General features: G+C 64.0%; 12 protein-coding genes and 1 tRNA gene. 8 read left to right on the top strand and 5 right to left on the bottom strand.

What is annotated here, in order from left to right; genetic code table 11:
* Positions 1-32 precede the first annotated feature (32 nt).
* Positions 33-109 (top strand) — tRNA-Met (locus tag CWS72_RS20545).
* Between the two features lie 82 nt (positions 110-191).
* Here the strand turns inward: CWS72_RS20545 and yghU are convergent.
* The 4 genes from yghU to CWS72_RS20525 form a co-directional block, all read right to left on the bottom strand.
* Complete coding sequence (gene yghU, locus CWS72_RS20540) at positions 192-1070, bottom strand: glutathione-dependent disulfide-bond oxidoreductase (RefSeq protein WP_101252510.1); 879 nt, start codon at positions 1068-1070, stop codon at positions 192-194.
* 363 nt (positions 1071-1433) lie between these two features.
* Positions 1434-5198: an AAA family ATPase gene (locus CWS72_RS20535; RefSeq protein ID WP_101252509.1), complete on the bottom strand. Its 3765-nt coding sequence runs from the start codon at positions 5196-5198 to the stop codon at positions 1434-1436.
* 2 nt (positions 5199-5200) lie between these two features.
* A complete protein-coding gene (locus CWS72_RS20530) occupies positions 5201-6439 on the bottom strand; it encodes an exonuclease SbcCD subunit D (protein WP_101252508.1) in 1239 nt (412 codons plus the stop codon).
* Positions 6440-6505: 66 nt separating this feature from the next.
* Positions 6506-7729 (bottom strand): pyridoxal phosphate-dependent aminotransferase, encoded by a 1224-nt coding sequence (locus tag CWS72_RS20525; RefSeq protein WP_101252507.1) that lies wholly within the window; start codon positions 7727-7729, stop codon positions 6506-6508.
* Between the two features lie 430 nt (positions 7730-8159).
* Here CWS72_RS20525 and CWS72_RS20520 point away from each other — a divergent pair, with 430 nt between their 5' ends.
* Positions 8160-9860, top strand: a complete 1701-nt coding sequence (locus tag CWS72_RS20520; protein WP_241911825.1) for a methyl-accepting chemotaxis protein — start codon at positions 8160-8162, stop codon at positions 9858-9860.
* Between the two features lie 68 nt (positions 9861-9928).
* Here CWS72_RS20520 and CWS72_RS20515 read toward each other — a convergent pair whose 3' ends face one another.
* Positions 9929-10291 (bottom strand): MmcQ/YjbR family DNA-binding protein, encoded by a 363-nt coding sequence (locus CWS72_RS20515; RefSeq protein ID WP_101252506.1) that lies wholly within the window; start codon positions 10289-10291, stop codon positions 9929-9931.
* A 486-nt stretch (positions 10292-10777) separates the two neighbouring features.
* Here CWS72_RS20515 and CWS72_RS20510 point away from each other — a divergent pair, with 486 nt between their 5' ends.
* The 6 genes from CWS72_RS20510 to CWS72_RS20490 all read left to right on the top strand — a co-directional run bounded on the left by CWS72_RS20510 (position 10778) and on the right by CWS72_RS20490 (position 15934).
* Positions 10778-11476: a DUF4286 family protein gene (locus CWS72_RS20510; RefSeq protein ID WP_101252505.1), complete on the top strand. Its 699-nt coding sequence runs from the start codon at positions 10778-10780 to the stop codon at positions 11474-11476.
* Positions 11473-12780 (top strand): amidase, encoded by a 1308-nt coding sequence (locus CWS72_RS20505; protein WP_101252504.1) that lies wholly within the window; start codon positions 11473-11475, stop codon positions 12778-12780. Before CWS72_RS20510 ends, CWS72_RS20505 begins: the two co-directional genes overlap by 4 nt.
* A 61-nt stretch (positions 12781-12841) precedes the next feature.
* Positions 12842-13690 (top strand): MFS transporter, encoded by an 849-nt coding sequence (locus CWS72_RS28150; protein WP_199175833.1) that lies wholly within the window; start codon positions 12842-12844, stop codon positions 13688-13690.
* Positions 13687-14190 carry an MFS transporter gene (locus CWS72_RS28145; protein WP_199175832.1) on the top strand — a complete coding sequence of 168 codons (504 nt, stop codon included), beginning with the start codon at positions 13687-13689 and terminating at the stop codon, positions 14188-14190. Before CWS72_RS28150 ends, CWS72_RS28145 begins: the two co-directional genes overlap by 4 nt.
* 81 nt (positions 14191-14271) lie before the next feature.
* On the top strand, positions 14272-14967 hold the full coding sequence (locus CWS72_RS20495) for a DUF2848 domain-containing protein (protein ID WP_101252503.1): 696 nt from the start codon (positions 14272-14274) through the stop codon (positions 14965-14967).
* 43 nt (positions 14968-15010) lie between these two features.
* Positions 15011-15934, top strand: a complete 924-nt coding sequence (locus tag CWS72_RS20490) for a LysR family transcriptional regulator (RefSeq protein ID WP_101252502.1) — start codon at positions 15011-15013, stop codon at positions 15932-15934.
* The last annotated feature ends 25 nt before the right edge of the window (positions 15935-15959 follow it).

Here is a 15959-nt window from a genome sequence, read left to right as displayed (position 1 = left end):
ACGATAACAAATCTAAACAACCACCCAACTTCCGCGGGGTGGAGCAGCCCGGTAGCTCGTCAGGCTCATAACCTGAAGGCCGCAGGTTCAAATCCTGCCCCCGCAACCAAATTAACAAAAACGCCGCAGCCTCAAACGCTGCGGCGTTTTTGTTTGTCCCGGCCCGCTGCGGCGCCACCAATTTCCCCTGTTCACGACGGTCCTTCGGTAAGCTTGTCCTGCGTCTTGGTATTGAAGTCGTCGGCGTCGTGGCGTTCATGGAGCTGCTCGGACGGTTCTCCGCTTGTGCGGTTGACCATGCGTCCGCGTTTTACGGCCGGGCGGGCGAGGATGGCGTCGGCCCATCGCTGCAGGTTCTTGTAATCCTGCACCGACAGGAATTCGGCTGCGCCATACAGCCAGCCCTTTGCGAGACCGGCATACCAAGGAAACACCGCGATGTCGGCAATGGTGTAGTCGGCGCCGCCCAGAAATTCGTTTTCGGCCAGACGGCGGTCCAGCACGTCGAGTTGGCGTTTGACCTCCATGGCGAAGCGATCGATGGCATATTCGATCTTGGTCGGCGCATAGGCGTAGAAATGGCCGAATCCGCCGCCCAGATAGGGGGCGCTGCCCACCTGCCAGAACAGCCACGACAGACATTCGGTGCGCTCCGCGATCTCGCTCGGCAGGAAGGCGCCGAATTTCTCGGCAAGGTAAACCAGGATCGAGCCCGATTCGAAGATCCGGATCGGCGTGGGGCCGCTGTGGTCCACCATCGCGGGGATCTTGGAGTTCGGGTTCACAGCCACGAAGCCGCTGCCGAACTGGTCGCCATCACCGATCCGGATCAGCCAGGCGTCGTACTCGGCGCCGGAATGGCCCAGGGCCAGCAGTTCCTCCAGCATGATGGTGACCTTGACGCCGTTCGGCGTGCCAAGCGAGTAGAGCTGCAGAGGGTGCCGGCCGACCGGCAGTTCCTTGTCGTGCGTCGCTCCGGAGATCGGACGGTTGATGTTGGCGAAGTGGCCGCCGCTGGGCTTGTTCCAGCCCCAAACCTTCGGCGGGGTGTATTCGGATGAATCGCTCATTTCTCGAACTCCAGGCATCGGGGGAAACATCGGCCGAGTGGCGCCTTAGCTTGGCCGAAGCCGGAGGCAAAGGCATCACAAAGAATCTCTCCACTTCATCCCGGCTGACTAGGGCATGTGGAGATTCAGCAAGTGGCCGGATGTACTTCGCCCTCTTGATCGTTCCGGTGCGGTCCGGCTTTTGATTAACCACCAAGGCACCAAGACACCAAGGTGGCGGCGTGTGGCACCGGCATTTTCCCGTCTTGTCATCGACTGTCGGCCGAATGCCTGCAAAATCCTTCGAACTGGTCATCAAGCGCGTCACAGGTCGATCTCGCGCCCGCCTTAGTGGGGACGGGGGAAATCGATATTGGCGCCGACCTACGCCGCCGCCACGCCGCCGGAGCGAACTTCGACGACGGACCGCCCGCTGCCGCGCTTTTCGACCTTCACCTGGACGGATATCCGTTCGACCATCGCCGCGACATGGGTGACGACTCCCACTCGGCGACCGTATCCCTGCAGCGTTTCCAGGGCGTCTACCGCCACATCCAGGGTCTCGGCGTCCAACGACCCGAACCCCTCATCGATGAAGAGGGTGTCAACGAATGACCCCCGGCCTTCGAGCCCCGACAGTGCCAGGGCCAAAGCCAGGGACACCAGAAATCGCTCGCCGCCGGAAAGGCTCCGCGTGGTCCGGATTTCGTCGCCCATGTCCTGATCGATGATGTTGATGGCCAGATCAAAGGCCGTTCCCCGGCTTAACCGGTAGCGCGGACTGAGCGAGCTGAGATGATCGTTGGCGAGCGCCAGCAGGTGGTCGAGGGTAATACCCTGTACGAAGCGCCGGAACCGGTCGCCCGTCGCCGACCCGATTGCGGCGTCCACGGCCTGCCAGACCGCCAACTCCCGCATCGCCGTTTCTATTTCCTCGCTCAGCGCCCCTACTTTCAACCTTGCTTCGTCGTCCAGATGCAGGGCATGGGAAATGCCGCCCAGGATCTGGTTGATCTCATCGATCTCCGCCGTCAGTCCTTTGATGGTCGCCGCCAGAACCTCCCGATCCAGGCTCTCGTCGAAATCTTCGCGGAGCAGGGCGAGGTCATCGGCCCTCTGCGTCCGCAGCAGGGTGGCGCCTTCCATGTCCCGGTCGAGCTTGGCCAGGCTATTCCGAAGTTCGGTGCGCCTTTCCGCCGGTATTGCGAGCAAGGTCTCGGCCTTGCCGGCCTCGATGCCGGCCCCTGTACAGACTGCGGAATAATCCGCCAGGGCTTTCTCCAGTCGGTCCTTGGCGGCCTTCCCGGCCGTCGTGGCCTCCTCAACCCGCGCCTTCGTCTCGGCGAGCGCTTGCGCGGACTTGGTCTGGGCTTCCCGGGCCCGTGCGAGAGCTGTCCGGGTCGCCTCCCAGTCATCACTGATTCGTGACCGATGGACCCCGGTCGCCTCTCCTCCCAGCAGGTCATCCCGCCGTTTCCGCAAAGCCTGACCGGCTTCCCGCCGCTTCGCGAGGTCCATGGCGGCGATCTCGCTGGCCTGCTTCGCCGCATCGAGCGCGCTGGCCGCCGTCGCCAGGGCGAGCCCGAGCCGACGGCCTTCCTCCTCAAGAGCATCGAGCCGGGTCCGCAGCCGGCGGTAAGCGTCGGCTATATCCCTCAGTTCCTTCGCAACGACCGACGGGGCTTCCTCCAAGGCCGACAACGCCAACCCGGCCGTTTGCAAATAGGGCAGAATCTCTCGTCCAATGGACTCCAGACGTGTGCTTTGTTCCCAGTTCCGAGTCGAGGCCTGTTCGGTCTGTAGATCTGCCGCGTGGCGCTCATCGACTAATTTTTGGATGTTCGTCCGCATCGTTTCCAGAAGCGGATCCAGCCCATCGATCTCGCGTTGATACCCGTCGATCTCGCCGCGCAACCGTCGGGCCTCGTCAAACGGTCCCGTTACGGCGGCAATGGCCTCCGTGATCGCAGCGTCAAACCCGGAAAAGACATCAACGGCATCGGCACCGAGCGCGAGGGGAAGCACGCCGGCGATACCGCTCGCCGTCTGCCCGTCCGACAGTTGCTGCGCCATCTCGGCGTAGACATTCGAGGCCCTTTGGATATCCAGACCGGCCGCGTCCTCGACCTTGACCGCCTCGGCTCGCCTGGCCTCCGCCCTGGCCAGGTCGCCTTCTCCGGCGGCGACTTCCCGCTGTGCCGCCTGAATGGCGGAGTCTTCATCCCGGCGTCTCGCCCGGATTGTCTCAACCATTTTTGCCAAGGCATCGCCTTTCCCGACATGGGGATGATCCTTGGCTCCGCAGACCGGGCAGTCTTCGCCATCGATCAGCAGGCTCCGCAAGTGGATCGCTTCGGCCGAGACGGTCTCGTCGGCAAGTTCCGCCAGCCCGGCGATCGCCGCCCTCGCCGCCGTGTGCCGCGCCTCGGCGCCTCCGCCGTCCGAAATCCTCTGTTTGGCCTTCACGATATCGGCGTCGGCCCGGGTAATCTCCCCAATCGCCTGATTTTTCCGTACGGTCCGCGCAACGGCCTGCTCATTCAGGTCGAGGACCCGGCGGATCTGTGCCGCGAAGGACGTCAGGGCCCGCCCTCGCGTCTGCAAGGCCGCCTCACCAATTCCGGCGAGGGCATTGCGCCGATCCGTGATTTCTCCGACCAGCAAGTTTCGACGGCTTTTTTTGGTGTCCAGCTCTTCGGTCAGATGCTCAATCGCATCCCGGAGCGTTCCACTTTTCTCCTTCGCCTCATCGGCCAGTTTGTCGCTTGCGGCCAAACTGGCCCGGATCTCCGCATATTTCTTCACCAGCTCGAGGGCATCATCAATCCCTGCGGCGAGAGCCTCCTTGCCGATCCCCTCCGCCAGTTGCGTCCGCCCCAAATTCAGAGCCTCGATATTCTCCGCGACCCGCTTTTCCAGGTCATTGGCTTCAATCTCTTTTTCCTTGTGAAGAGCCACGGCTCCGTCCGCAAGATCCCGGGCCTTGCGGTATTCCGCCTGGGCCGTGACGATCTCGGCGTCCAGCCCCTCCGCGGCGCTCCACTGCGGCCCGAAAGCCTCGAACCGCCGCTCGGCTTGGCGCTCGGCTTCGATAGCCTCGCTGAGCGCCGTTTGCCTTGCTTTGTCCTCGTGCTGTCTCTCTTGAAGGATCGGCCCAAGGCGCGCCAATCGCCCGGCCGCCAGGTCTTGATCGGCCTTGGCCTGTTTCACCTCCACTGAAAAGGGCCGAAATGGTTCGGCTTCATCGAGCCGGCCCAGAAACTCCCGGTCATCCATCGCCCCATCGTGCCGGCTTCGGGCGTCGATCAACGCCAGTTCCGCCTGCTCCAGGGCGGCGCGCGCCGCTCCAATCGCGTCCAGGCGAGTCAGTTGGGCTGCGGCGTTGGTCCGGGCTTCCGATTTTCCGCTGACCAGCATCTGCAGCCGACTGCGATCGTCCTCTTTGGCTTTCCTGGCATTGTCATCCAGCAGGCCGACGTCCCGCCGGCGCTGCTCCAACCGATCGACAACCTCCTTCCGGGCGTCCCGTCCTTCACGGACCTTGATGGAGATCGTCGCGTAGATTTCCGTCCCGGTGATCTTCTCCAGAAGTTCGGCCCGTTCTTTTTCGGCGGCGGCCAGGAAGGCGTCAAAATCGTTCTGGGCGAGCAGCACGGTCCGGCGAAACTGTTCGAAGGTCAGCGCCGTCAACCGTTCGACCGCGTCGCTGACATCCTTCTTCCCGGCGGCGACGCCGCCGCCGTCGGACAGTCGCAAGAGGGAGCGTTGAACGTTTTGCAGCTTCCCGTTGGCTTTTCCGCGTGCGCGATTGGCTTCCCAGCGGACACGATAGGCAATGCCGTCCTGACCGGTGAAATCCACCTCGGCATAACCACGCCCGGCGCCGCGCCGCAGAATCACCCGCCCGTCCTGAATGGACAGTGGTTCGCCGCCGGGGTCGGGAGCCTGTTCCCGGTGCCCGACCAATCCTCGGGGATATTGGTCGTAGAGAGCCAGGCAGAGGGCATCCAGAATAGTCGATTTGCCGGACCCCGTTTCCCCCGTCACGGCGAACAGTCCCGCGCCACCCAACGGCTCGGCGACCAGGTTAAGTTCGAATGGCGCTGCCAGACTGGCCAGGTTCTCACCGCGAATTGCCAAAATCCGCATGATCAGATCTCCGCCTGGACGCGATGGAACACCTCCATGTGGGCGGCCTCCGGCGGCGTTTGGAATTCCCGCTCGAAGGCCAGCCTGAACATCTCCTCGGGGGCGCGTTCGGCGAGACGAACCGGGATCGTCCCCCCATCGCCCATGGTCGGCGCCTGGGGCAGCGCCTGCAGCTTGACCTCCACCACCCGTACCGGAAAGCCCTCGGCAACCCGATCGATCTCTTCCCGAAAGCCGGGGGAAAGACCCTCGCGGGCAAGACGGATCTGCAGGAAGGGCCGCTCCTCAAGCGGAAGGTCCGCCGCCAAATCCAAGGCGGCGAAATGGTCCCCGAGATCGGCGAGATGCAGATCCCCGTCTCCCGGCAGCCTGAGGAACGGCACCGGCCGGTCGATGGGCACATGCTCCACCTGAACGGACCGACCGTCGTCCCCGATGGTTACCACGCTGACACCATGGCGGTAGGGCTGTTCCGTTGCCGACAAGGGAAACAGCGAGCCGCTGTAGCGAATCGTCTCCCGCCCGACCGTTTGCGCCTTGTGCAGATGTCCGAGGGCCATGTAACAGAAATCCTCCGGGAAGATGTCCGGCGGAACGGCATGCTGGCCGCCAACCAGGATGCGTCGCTCGGCGCCTTCGGATTCCGTTCCTCCGGCGACATGCAGATGACCGGTGCCGATCAGGGGAAGTCCTTGGAACCGTGGACGCAACTGTTCCACCAAATCGGCATAGAGTGTTGCCACGGCCCGGACCACCAGGGATCCGGTCTCATCCTCCAGCCTGGGCAGATTGGGAAGACAAGCCGCTGTCGGATAGGACACCGCCAGGACATGAGCGGCAACGTGACCTTTGGCATCGGCCACGGGGATTAAATGGCGTTCGGCATCCACGACGCCGCCAGCCCGCCGAATATTGCCGACCACATGGATATTGAACGACGCCAGGAATGGCTTCGGCGCCTCGAGGCGCACGGCGGAATCATGATTGCCGGCCAGGATGACGAACGAAAGTGCCGGCCGCACACTCCTGAAATGTGCCAGGGTCTCGTAGAACAATCGAAGTGCGTCTCCGGATGGGTTCTGCGCATCGAAGATGTCGCCGGAAACGATGATGACGTCGATTTCACGCAGGGCGATGATCCTGGCGATCCGGTCGAACACCTTGCGGTGTTCGAATTCGCGGGAAAAGCCCCGCAAGGTTTGTCCAATATGCCAATCCGCCGTGTGAAGAATACGCACCATCAGCAAGCCTTCGAAAGCAAGACAGCGGCATCCGCCGCACCGCGGATAATCCCGCGGCCGGGGAGACTATAGAACTGTGCGAACGCCGGAAGTAGGGGACTGGGAACAGCCCGCGCGACGGACGAGACTGCGGGCGAAGCGGACGATGCGCCGTCCGGCCTCGTCGAGGGCGTCGTCGGGGACGGTCAGCGACAGGCGCAGATGCCCGGCGACGCTGGGGCCGAAGCCGTCGCAGGACAGCGCGGCGACGCCTTCCCGCTCCAGCAGGCGCTCCGCGAAGTCCTTCGATGAAAGTCCGCTCTGGCGAATGTCGAGAAGAACGAACATGCCTCCCTCCGGGGACAGTGCCCGGCAGCCCGGCGCTCCGGCGAGGCCGGAGACCAGGCGGGCGGCGCGCCTGCGATAGATGCCGTTCATCGCCAAGGCTTCCGGCAGGTCGGCGGCGACGGCGGCCAGGGCGCCCTCCTGGATGAAGGGGGGGCCGCCATAGGTCATGCACAGCAGCAGATTGAACATATGTCCGGCCACCAATGGGTCGGCGATCATCCAGCCCAGGCGGAAGCCGGGGGCGGCGTGGGATTTGGACAGGCTCGACACCACGATGGCGCGGTCGCGCATGCCGTCCAGCGACCAGACGCTGACGGGGGGCCGCGCGTAGGTGAGCGTCGCATAGACCTCGTCGGCGATCAGCCACAGATCATGCCGGCGGCAAAGCTCGGCGATCGCCTCCAGTTCGGGCCGGGACAGGACGGCTCCCGTCGGATTGTGCGGGTTGTTGATCCATATCGCCCGTGTCCTGGGGGTGATGGCGCGGGCGACGGTATCGGGATCGGGGTGGAAATTCCGTTCCGGCGACAGCGGCACGGTGACCATGGTGGCGTCGCAGGCGCCGATCACCGCCTCATAGGTCGCATAGATCGGCTCGGGCACGATCACCTCGTCGCCGGGGCCTGCGACCAGATGCAGCGCGCTGAACAGCCCTGCCTGCGCCCCCGGCACCACGACGACGTTTTCCGCCGTGCAGTCCCGCCCGGTCGTCCCGGCCATCCGCGCCGCGATGGCGGCGCGCAACTCCGGCAGTCCGGCGACGGGGGCATAGCCGCATTTTCCGGCCCTCAATGCGTCGATGGTCGCCTCGATCACCTTGCCGGGCGGCCCCTGATCGGGATCGCCGACCGTCAGCAAAATGACGTCGCGGCCCCTCGATCGCTGTTCAAGGGCTTGGAAATGCAATGTCCACGCATCGGCCCCACGTCCGCCGATGCGATCCACAAGACTGGAAAAACGCACGATGTCCTCGTCGTCCTCTCTGCCCGGGAGGCGGGCAAAATATGCGGGCGGACCCTGGGGGGGGCACCGGGGCTTGCCCCCATGCCGCTTTCGTCCGTCCACCGAGCGGAAACCTTACATCGCGGTGCCGGGGATGTCAGCCGCCGCCCCATCGGTCGTCCTTATTTCTCCGGCACCTTCCGGAAGCCTTGAAATCGTGGATTGTAGGGCGCTACGCGACTTCGCACAGATGCCGTCGCGCCCATCCATCAGCTTCGGCGACCGTGCTCCATGTCATGAGATGTGGAAAACCCCTGCTTTAAAATTTATTAACATTCCACAGCCATTCTACTTAAGATTGTTTTTTTTCCAGAGGTTTGGCCAGCCAGACGATTGCCGAAACAACAGCCGGTTCAAGGGCGATGATTTTCCACGAAACGACCGGGGTGTCATGATGATTCTGGATCACTTGCGTATCGCCAACAAGCTCAATCTGGTGGTGGGCGTTTTTGCCGCCGCCTTCATCGGCACGGTGGCCCTGGCGGTCGTTCGTATGCATGGCATCGACGATGCCTATTCCGACCTGATCGCCCGTGTCGATCGTTCCACTGTCTTTTCCTCGCGTGCCGGACGACAGCTCGAAGCCTACGCTTCATTGGGATATCAGATTCCCGCAGCGGATACCCAGGAGCAAAACGAGCTTCTCAGGAAAAAGATAAAAGAGACGCAACAGCGTTATGCGGAACTGATGGGCTCCGTTCGTAAAAGTCTGCCCGAAAAGGCGACTGAACTCGATGCCATCGACAGGTCGGTACGAAACACTTACGACGCCTGCGCGCCGGTCTTCGAGTTCGGTCTCACCGCTGTCAGCGATGCCGACAATATGACGGCTTTAAGGCGCATGAAAATCGAGTGCACGCCTTTGGCCCAGAAAGCCCTGGCCGAAATGACGACGTTGAACGACGGTCTCCTGGTTTACGCCGACAAGGCTTCCGACGATCTGACCGACAGCACGAACCACACCATCACGACGGTGATCGTGCTGGCCGGCGCGGGTATTCTGCTGGCGCTGGCGCTCTCCCTGTGGATCAGCCGCAAGGGGCTGACCGTCCCCATCGCCGCCTTGCGTAACGCCATGGATCGTCTGGCCCGCAACGACCTGTCCGCCGATGTGCCCGGTGTCGCCCGCAAGGACGAGGTCGGCGAGATGGCCCGCACCGTCGAAGTCTTCAAGACCAACGCCCACCGCGTCAGGGAGATGGAACGCGAACAGGTGGAGGCCAAAGCCAAGGCGGAGGCCGACCGCAAACGGGCCATGTTGTCGATGGCGGACAATTTTGAGGCCTCGGTGATGGGGTTGGTCAAGGGTGTCTCGTCGCAGGCGAACGAGTTGCAGACGACCGCGCAAGGCATGGCCGCGGGGGCCAGCCAGGCTTCGAGCCAGGCGGAGACGGTGGCCACCGCGGCGCAGAACGCGACGACGAATGTGCAGACCGTGGCCTCCGCCACCGAGGAATTGTCATCGTCCATTTCCGAGATCTCTCGCCACGTGACCGAGGCCGCGAAGGTCTCGACCCTCGCCTCCGAGGAAACCGCCCGGACCAATACCATGGTGGAAGGGCTTGCCCGCGCCGCCGATAAAATTGGCGAAGTGGTCAAGCTGATCAATGACATCGCCAGTCAGACAAACCTGTTGGCGCTTAACGCGACCATCGAGGCGGCACGTGCCGGAGATGCCGGCAAGGGATTCGCCGTGGTCGCCGGGGAGGTGAAAAGTCTGGCCAATCAGACCGGCCGGGCAACCGAAGAGATCTCCAGCCAGATTTCCGCCGTACAGGAGGAGACGCGGCGCACGGTGGAGGCGATTCGCAATATCGGGGCGGTCATCAATCAGGTTCGGGAGATTTCGTCGGGTATCGCCTCGGCCGTCGAGGAACAGGGCGCCGCCACGCAGGAGATCGCCCGCAATGTTCAGCAGGCGGCCGAGGGAACCCGGGATGTCTCGGCTAACATCGGCGGAATATCCCGGTCGGCTGGGGACGCCGTTGCCGGGGCGCATCAAATCCTGGCCGCGTCAGGCGATCTCGCGAAAAATTCCGAAACGATGCGCGTCGAGGTGACGCGTTTCCTGGACGGCGTGAGAGCCGGATGATATCGGCCGACGGCATTTTCCGGTAACGTCTTGAACTCGCCTTGTTCCGTTGCTTTTCCGCCGCCACGCTAGGGCGTGGCGAGTCCCAGTTCGGCCCGTTTCTTTCTTGATAGTCCTTGAGAAACGATGCTGTGCGATTGGCGAATGTAATTTTGCAACTCGCCGTCGCCGAGCCCCGGCCTTTCGAAATGCTGAATCCATTTCAGGCCCCGCGACGCGAGATAGGGGGCGGGGCGCAATCCCGGTTGTTCCCGGAGAATTTCGTAGGAAAGGGGGCTCGTCTTGAAGGTGACGGCCATTCCCTCCTCCGTCCAACCGCCGATCGCGAAAACTTTACCGCCAACCTTCCAGACATCCGCTCCACCCCATTGGACCACGTGGGTGGTGGCGGGCAGGTTTCGGCAGAACGCGTTGAATTCCTCTTGGGTCATGCCGCCTTCTTCCTCCGGCTTTTGGAAAGGTGACGCTTTTCAGCATGGGGGAGGGGAAATCGCCCGTCATCGAAATTGAGGTTTCACCCCACGGCCTAAATTTTTTTGGCACATATCTTGGGCGTTTTTGACGATTGCCCAAATTTTGGACGCTGGATCAAAAAAGCGTCACTTATTTTCGCGATGAACCGATTTTGCGGTGTTTTCGCCCCAGCCACTCTCGCGTGAGCAAGAATCACCACACTATTTCAGCAAAAACTGCAATAAAAACGGGCAGGCCGTTTCGCCGCATGCACCCGCGTGCCCGGGTGTCCGGCGGTAGCCGTTCTCGCAAATAATATAAATATTTTCAATAAGTTAATGTCAATGTGGGCGACTCGCCAACAGCAAAAGTGATCGCTGGCGATCGGAAAAACCGTCTTGCTACCGGGGGCGGCCTGTTCACAATATGGTTGTAACGAATGATGTATTGGGAAGGGCTTTTCTATGGTTGGCGTCAATAACGCGCAGGTTCCTGGATATCTATTTGTCTGGACAAATGTAGACCCCGCGCATGAAGACGATTTCAACAAATGGTATGACCGCGAGCATGTCGAGGAACGGATCGCTCTTCCGGGATTCGTCTCGGGAATCCGTTATATCGCCGAAGACGATTCGCGGCGTTACCTCGGGCTTTATCGCACCAGCTCCCTCGACGCCTTCCGTAGCGAGGCCTACCGGCAGGCGTTCGGTCATCAGACCGCCTGGTCGGTGACCAATCTCGGCCGCATGCGGGACTGCATGCGCCGCGTCTGCACCGTTGAGGCCGAAACCGGCGTGGGCACCGGCGCCGTGCTCGCCGTGCTGCGCCTGGGCCGGCCGGCGCAAGCGGGCGATGTCGAGATGTTGAGCCGCTGGGGCCGCGATCTGCAAACCGTCGACGGCATCATCGCCACCCGCGTTTTACTCCCCGACGTCGGCTTGAGTTCTCCGCTGCCGGCCGAAAAGACGGAAGGACGCGTGCTCGATCCGATTTTCCTGGTCGAGGCCACCTCGGAGGAGGCGATCCGCACCGCGCTCGCCCGGCCGTCCCGGGAAGCGCCGCCGGCAATGAGCCCGGCGATGCTGCGGGTGATGTGGCAATTGACCGAGGCCGATCTGGCCGCCGCCCGCACATCCGAATCGCTGGAGGGTCTTTGCCGATGAGCGGGAAATCGGCGAACGGGGCGTCCGCCGCCCGCCTGGAAGCCTGTCTGGCGCGGATCGCCGATCCCGCGCTGGAGGGGGATAAGGTCTTCTCGCAAGTCTTCGCCGAGGAGGCCCGTCTGGCCGCCGCCGCCGCCGACCAGCGGGCCGCCCCGCTGGGGCCCTTGGACGGCCGGGTGGTCTCGGTGAAAAATCTCTTCGACGTGGCCGGCCGGGTAACGACCGCCGGTTCGGCCGTGCTGCGGGGGCACCCCGCGGCGCCACGGGATGCCGCCGTGGTCGCCCGCTTGCGCGGGGCGGGGGCGGTGATCGTCGGCAAGACCCACATGACCGAATTCGCCTTCTCGGGCATCGGGATCAACCCGCATGACGGCAATCCCGGCAATCCCCGCGACCGGTCCCTCATTCCGGGCGGTTCGTCGTCGGGCGCGGTGATCTCCGTTCTCGACGGCATGGCCGATATCGGCCTCGGCTCCGATACCGGCGGGTCGTTGCGCATTCCGGCCGCCTTGTGCGGCGCCGTCGGCTTCAAGCCGTCTTCCGGCCGGGTTCCCACCGATGGCGCCTTTCCCTTGTCGACGACGCTCGACACGGTCGGCGCCATCGCCCGGACCGTCGCCGATTGCGCCTGGGCCGACGAGGTTCTGAGCGGCGTTCCCCTGCCGGCGCCGCAGCCGTTCGACCGCGACGGCCTGACCCTGACCATTCCCCGGGGGCGCCTGTTCGACATGCTCGACGCGCCGGTGGCGCGGGCTTTCGAGCGCGCGGCCGACACATTGCGCGCCGCCGGTTTCCTGGTGCGCGACGGGTCCATCGAGGCGGAACTCGATCTGCAGGCTGAACTGGACGGGGTCGGCACCTTTCCTTCCGTCGAACTATCGGCCCGCCTGGAAGCGGAAGGGCTGGCCGATCTCGCCGGCATCGATCCCAAGATCGCCGCGCGGATCGAGGCGGGGCGTCGTGTCCTGGCCACCGATTACCTTCGCATGATCCGTCTTCGCGCCCAAATGGTCGAGCGCATGGACCGGCATCTGGCAAGCGGCGAGATCCTCGTGCTGCCGACGGTTCCCATGCTGGCCCCCGCCATTTCGCGTCTGGTCGAGGACGACGCCGAATTCCACAGGATCAACGGTTTGATCCTGCGCAATACCCGGGTCGCCAATCTTTTCGACCTGCCGGCCATTTCCCTTCCCGTCGGGGGGGCGCCGCTGCCCGTCGGGCTGATGCTGGCGGGCCGGCGCCTGTCGGATCGGCGCCTGTTGGCCGCCGCCGCCGCCATCGAGCCCCTGATCGGCGACCGGTAAAGCGCCGGGTCGGCGGAAGCGCCCGGCCCACTTGATTTTTGCGAGAAAGGAGAACGACGACATGGAAGCCACCGAAGCGATGACCATATCCGATGTGTCGGGGTCCATGACCTCCGATCCCGCCGGTGGCGGGGCGAGCCCGGCCATGATGAAGCGTCTGGCCGGGGCCAGCATGGTGGGAACCACTCTCGAGTGGTACGACTTCACGGTCTACAACACCATGGCCGCCCTTATTTTCAACAAGCTGTTCTTTCCCTCCTTTTCGCCCCTGGCCGGCGTCATTCTGGCCTTCTCGACCTATGCGGTGGGCTATGTCTCGCGGCCCCTCGGCGGGATCTTCTTCGGCCATCTGGGCGACAAGCTCGGCCGCCGCGTGGTGCTGGTGGTCACGCTGCTGGTCATGGGGGTGACCACCTTCCTGATGGGCCTGCTGCCGACGTTCGACGCCATCGGCGTCGCCAGTCCGTTGCTGCTCGTCCTGCTGCGCTTCGTCCAGGGCGTCGCCCTGGGCGGCGAATGGGCCGGTTCCGTCCTGTTGTCGGTCGAGCACGGCCGTCAGGACCGCCGTGGTCTCAACGCCTCCTGGACCCAGGTTGGACCCTCGTTGGGAACGCTGCTGGCGACCGGATTGATCACCGTGGTCACCTTGGGCCTCGCCGATCAGGATTTCGTCAGCTGGGGCTGGCGCATTCCCTTCCTGGTCAGCGCCATTCTGGTCGGTTTCGGCCTGTGGGTGCGGATCGGGGTCGACGAGACGCCGATGTTCAAGCAGATCGAGGCCTCGCACAAGCAGGCCAAGGCTCCGGTCGGCGAAGTGCTGACCAAGCATCTGCGCAGCCTGCTGATCGCCGGCGGCGTGCGCGTCGGCTCGGACGTCCTCTACGCCCTGGTGGGGTCGTCTTCACCATGACCTATGTCACTCAGGTGTTGAAGCTGCCCCGTCCGCTGGCCTTGACCGCCGTGCTCATCGGGGCGGGGCTGAACGCCATCTGCGTGCCGCTGTTCGGGCGGTTGTCCGACGCCGTCGGCCGCCGGCCGGTCTATGCCGTGGGCGCCGTCGCCGGCGCGGTATGGGCATTCGTCTTCTTCGGCCTGATGGATACGGCCAACCCCTGGCTGATCGTGCTGGCCGTGGTCGCCGGGCTGGTCTTCCATGCCGCCATGTACGGCCCCCAGGGCGCCTTCGTCACCGAGCAGTTCGCCACCCACGTGCGTTACAGCGGCTCCTCGCTCGCCTATACCTTCGCCGGCGTCGTCGGCGGCGGCTTCGCTCCGCTGATCATCGTCTCGCTCTACCAGGCCTATGGCTCGACGCTGGCCGTCTCGCTCTATGTCACGGCCGCCCTGGTCGTCACCGGCATCGCCCTGGCGGTCGCCCGGGAAACGGCCCACGCCCCCTTGCGGGATTGACGCGGGCGATCAGCATCGGAAGAACCGGGGCGGCGCGCCCGACTTCGCCGCCCCTTTCCCATCTCCAGTCAGAGGATTTTCATGCCTTCCAGCCTTCCACTCGACCTGATCCTCGCCGTTCCGGGCGGCGAAACCGAAAGCCTGCGGTTTTTCCCGGAGAGATTGGTAATCGCCGGATGGGCCGGCCGCGACCAGGAGGCCGTGCGCCATCACATCGAGGAGTTGCAGGCCATCGGCGTTCCTCCGCCCAGCGCGACGCCGCTGTTCTATGCCGGCTCGCCGGCTCTTTTGACCACCGATGAGACGGTGGCGATGCTGGGGCCGCAAACCTCGGGAGAAGTGGAACCCGTGCTGGTCGCCACCGCGCGGGGGCTCTGCGTCGGTGTCGGATCGGACCATACCGACCGTTACGCCGAGGAATGGTCGGTCGCCCATGCCAAGCAGCTTTGCGCCAAACCCATCGGTACGACGCTATGGCGTCTGGCGGATGTCATCGGGCATTGGGACGCGCTGATCTTGCGCTCCTTCGTGGGAGAGGCGGGAAGCGATCAGTGGACGCCATACCAGGAGGGCACGATGGAGGCGTTGCGGCGGCCCGAGGATCTGCTCGATCGTCTGGGCGGACTGCCCGAGGGCGGGGTGATGTTCGGCGGGACCATCCCTGCCATCGGCGGCATCCGTCCGGCTTTTCGGTTTCGCATGGAAATCGAGGATCCCGTGCTTGGACGACGGATCGGTCATAGTTATGTTATCAATGATCTGCCGGTCGTGGCTTGAAGGAGATCCCTCCCGGCGCCGGCCGATAAACGGCGGGTGACGGGTGAATACGCGGTTTCTGGAGACTTTCGTTTGGGTGGCCCGTCTCGGCTGTTTCCGTGACGCGGCCGAGCGTCTGCATCTCACGCAGGCCGCCATTTCGGGCCGGATCGCCTCGCTCGAAGAGGATTTCGGCAAGCCCTTGTTCGACCGGACCGGGCGTGAGACGCGTCTCACCCCGGCGGGGCGCATTCTGCTCACCTACGCCGAGCGCATGCTCGACATCGGCCGTGAAATGCGGACGGCCCTGCAGGCCGACGCCCCCTTGACCGGCGTGCTGAGGATCGGCGTCGTCGAGACCATCGTCCATACCTGGCTGATCGATTTCCTCAACCGTCTGCAGGCCGGGCACCGCGGTCTGGAAATCGAGCTGACCGCCGAATCGACCCAGCAATTGCACGAACGGCTGCGGCGCGGCCAATTGGATGTCACCCTGCAGACCGACCCGGTGCTGGGCGACACCATCACCAATCTCGGCCTAGGTCAGATGCCGATGTGCGTGATCGGCCGGCCCGAGGATGGTTGGCGGGCCAACGCGGTCTATTCCTTCACGCAATTGTCGGAACAGTCGATCATGACCATGACCCGGGGCTCGCAGCCGCATCTGGGGTTTCTGGAGGTGTGCCGGCGGGAAGGCGCCAGCCCGAAAAGCGTCCATTGCATCGGTTCCCTCGCCGCGATCCTGCGCCTGGTCCGCGCGGGCATCGGCATCGCCGTCATTCCGGCGGCGGCCATCCGCGACGAGTTGCAATCGGGCAATCTGATCGCCATTTCCACGACATCGCCCTTGCCGCCCTTGCGGCTGACCGTCAGCTACCGCCTCGATCCGCGCACCGACGCCAATGCCATCGTCGCTTCGCTCGCCTGCGAGGAGGCCGAGCGTTACGCCCTTAAGGTCGGCCCTCAACTCGCCTTGCCGGCGAGTTGAGGGCCGATTTTGGCCCGTCAGCGGT

It is taken from the genome of Telmatospirillum siberiense, assembly GCF_002845745.1.
GTDB lineage: Bacteria > Pseudomonadota > Alphaproteobacteria > Rhodospirillales > Magnetospirillaceae > Telmatospirillum > Telmatospirillum siberiense.
Note: the sequence above shows the minus strand (reverse complement) of the source record. Positions and strands in the feature narration are given on the sequence as shown.

Bases quoted from the DNA above. Each gene is read 5' to 3' on its own strand.
- CWS72_RS20520 (WP_241911825.1), top strand. From the start codon at position 8,160: ATGATGATTCTGGATCACTTGCGTATCGCCAACAAGCTCAATCTGGTG.
- CWS72_RS20530 (WP_101252508.1), bottom strand. From the start codon at position 6,439: ATGGTGCGTATTCTTCACACGGCGGATTGGCATATTGGACAAACCTTG.
- CWS72_RS20495 (WP_101252503.1), top strand. From the start codon at position 14,272: ATGCCTTCCAGCCTTCCACTCGACCTGATCCTCGCCGTTCCGGGCGGC.
- yghU (WP_101252510.1), bottom strand. From the start codon at position 1,070: ATGAGCGATTCATCCGAATACACCCCGCCGAAGGTTTGGGGCTGGAAC.
- CWS72_RS20535 (WP_101252509.1), bottom strand. From the start codon at position 5,198: ATGCGGATTTTGGCAATTCGCGGTGAGAACCTGGCCAGTCTGGCAGCG.
- CWS72_RS20505 (WP_101252504.1), top strand. From the start codon at position 11,473: ATGAGCGGGAAATCGGCGAACGGGGCGTCCGCCGCCCGCCTGGAAGCC.
- CWS72_RS20515 (WP_101252506.1), bottom strand. From the start codon at position 10,291: ATGACCCAAGAGGAATTCAACGCGTTCTGCCGAAACCTGCCCGCCACC.
- CWS72_RS20510 (WP_101252505.1), top strand. From the start codon at position 10,778: ATGGTTGGCGTCAATAACGCGCAGGTTCCTGGATATCTATTTGTCTGG.
- CWS72_RS28145 (WP_199175832.1), top strand. From the start codon at position 13,687: ATGACCTATGTCACTCAGGTGTTGAAGCTGCCCCGTCCGCTGGCCTTG.
- CWS72_RS28150 (WP_199175833.1), top strand. From the start codon at position 12,842: ATGGAAGCCACCGAAGCGATGACCATATCCGATGTGTCGGGGTCCATG.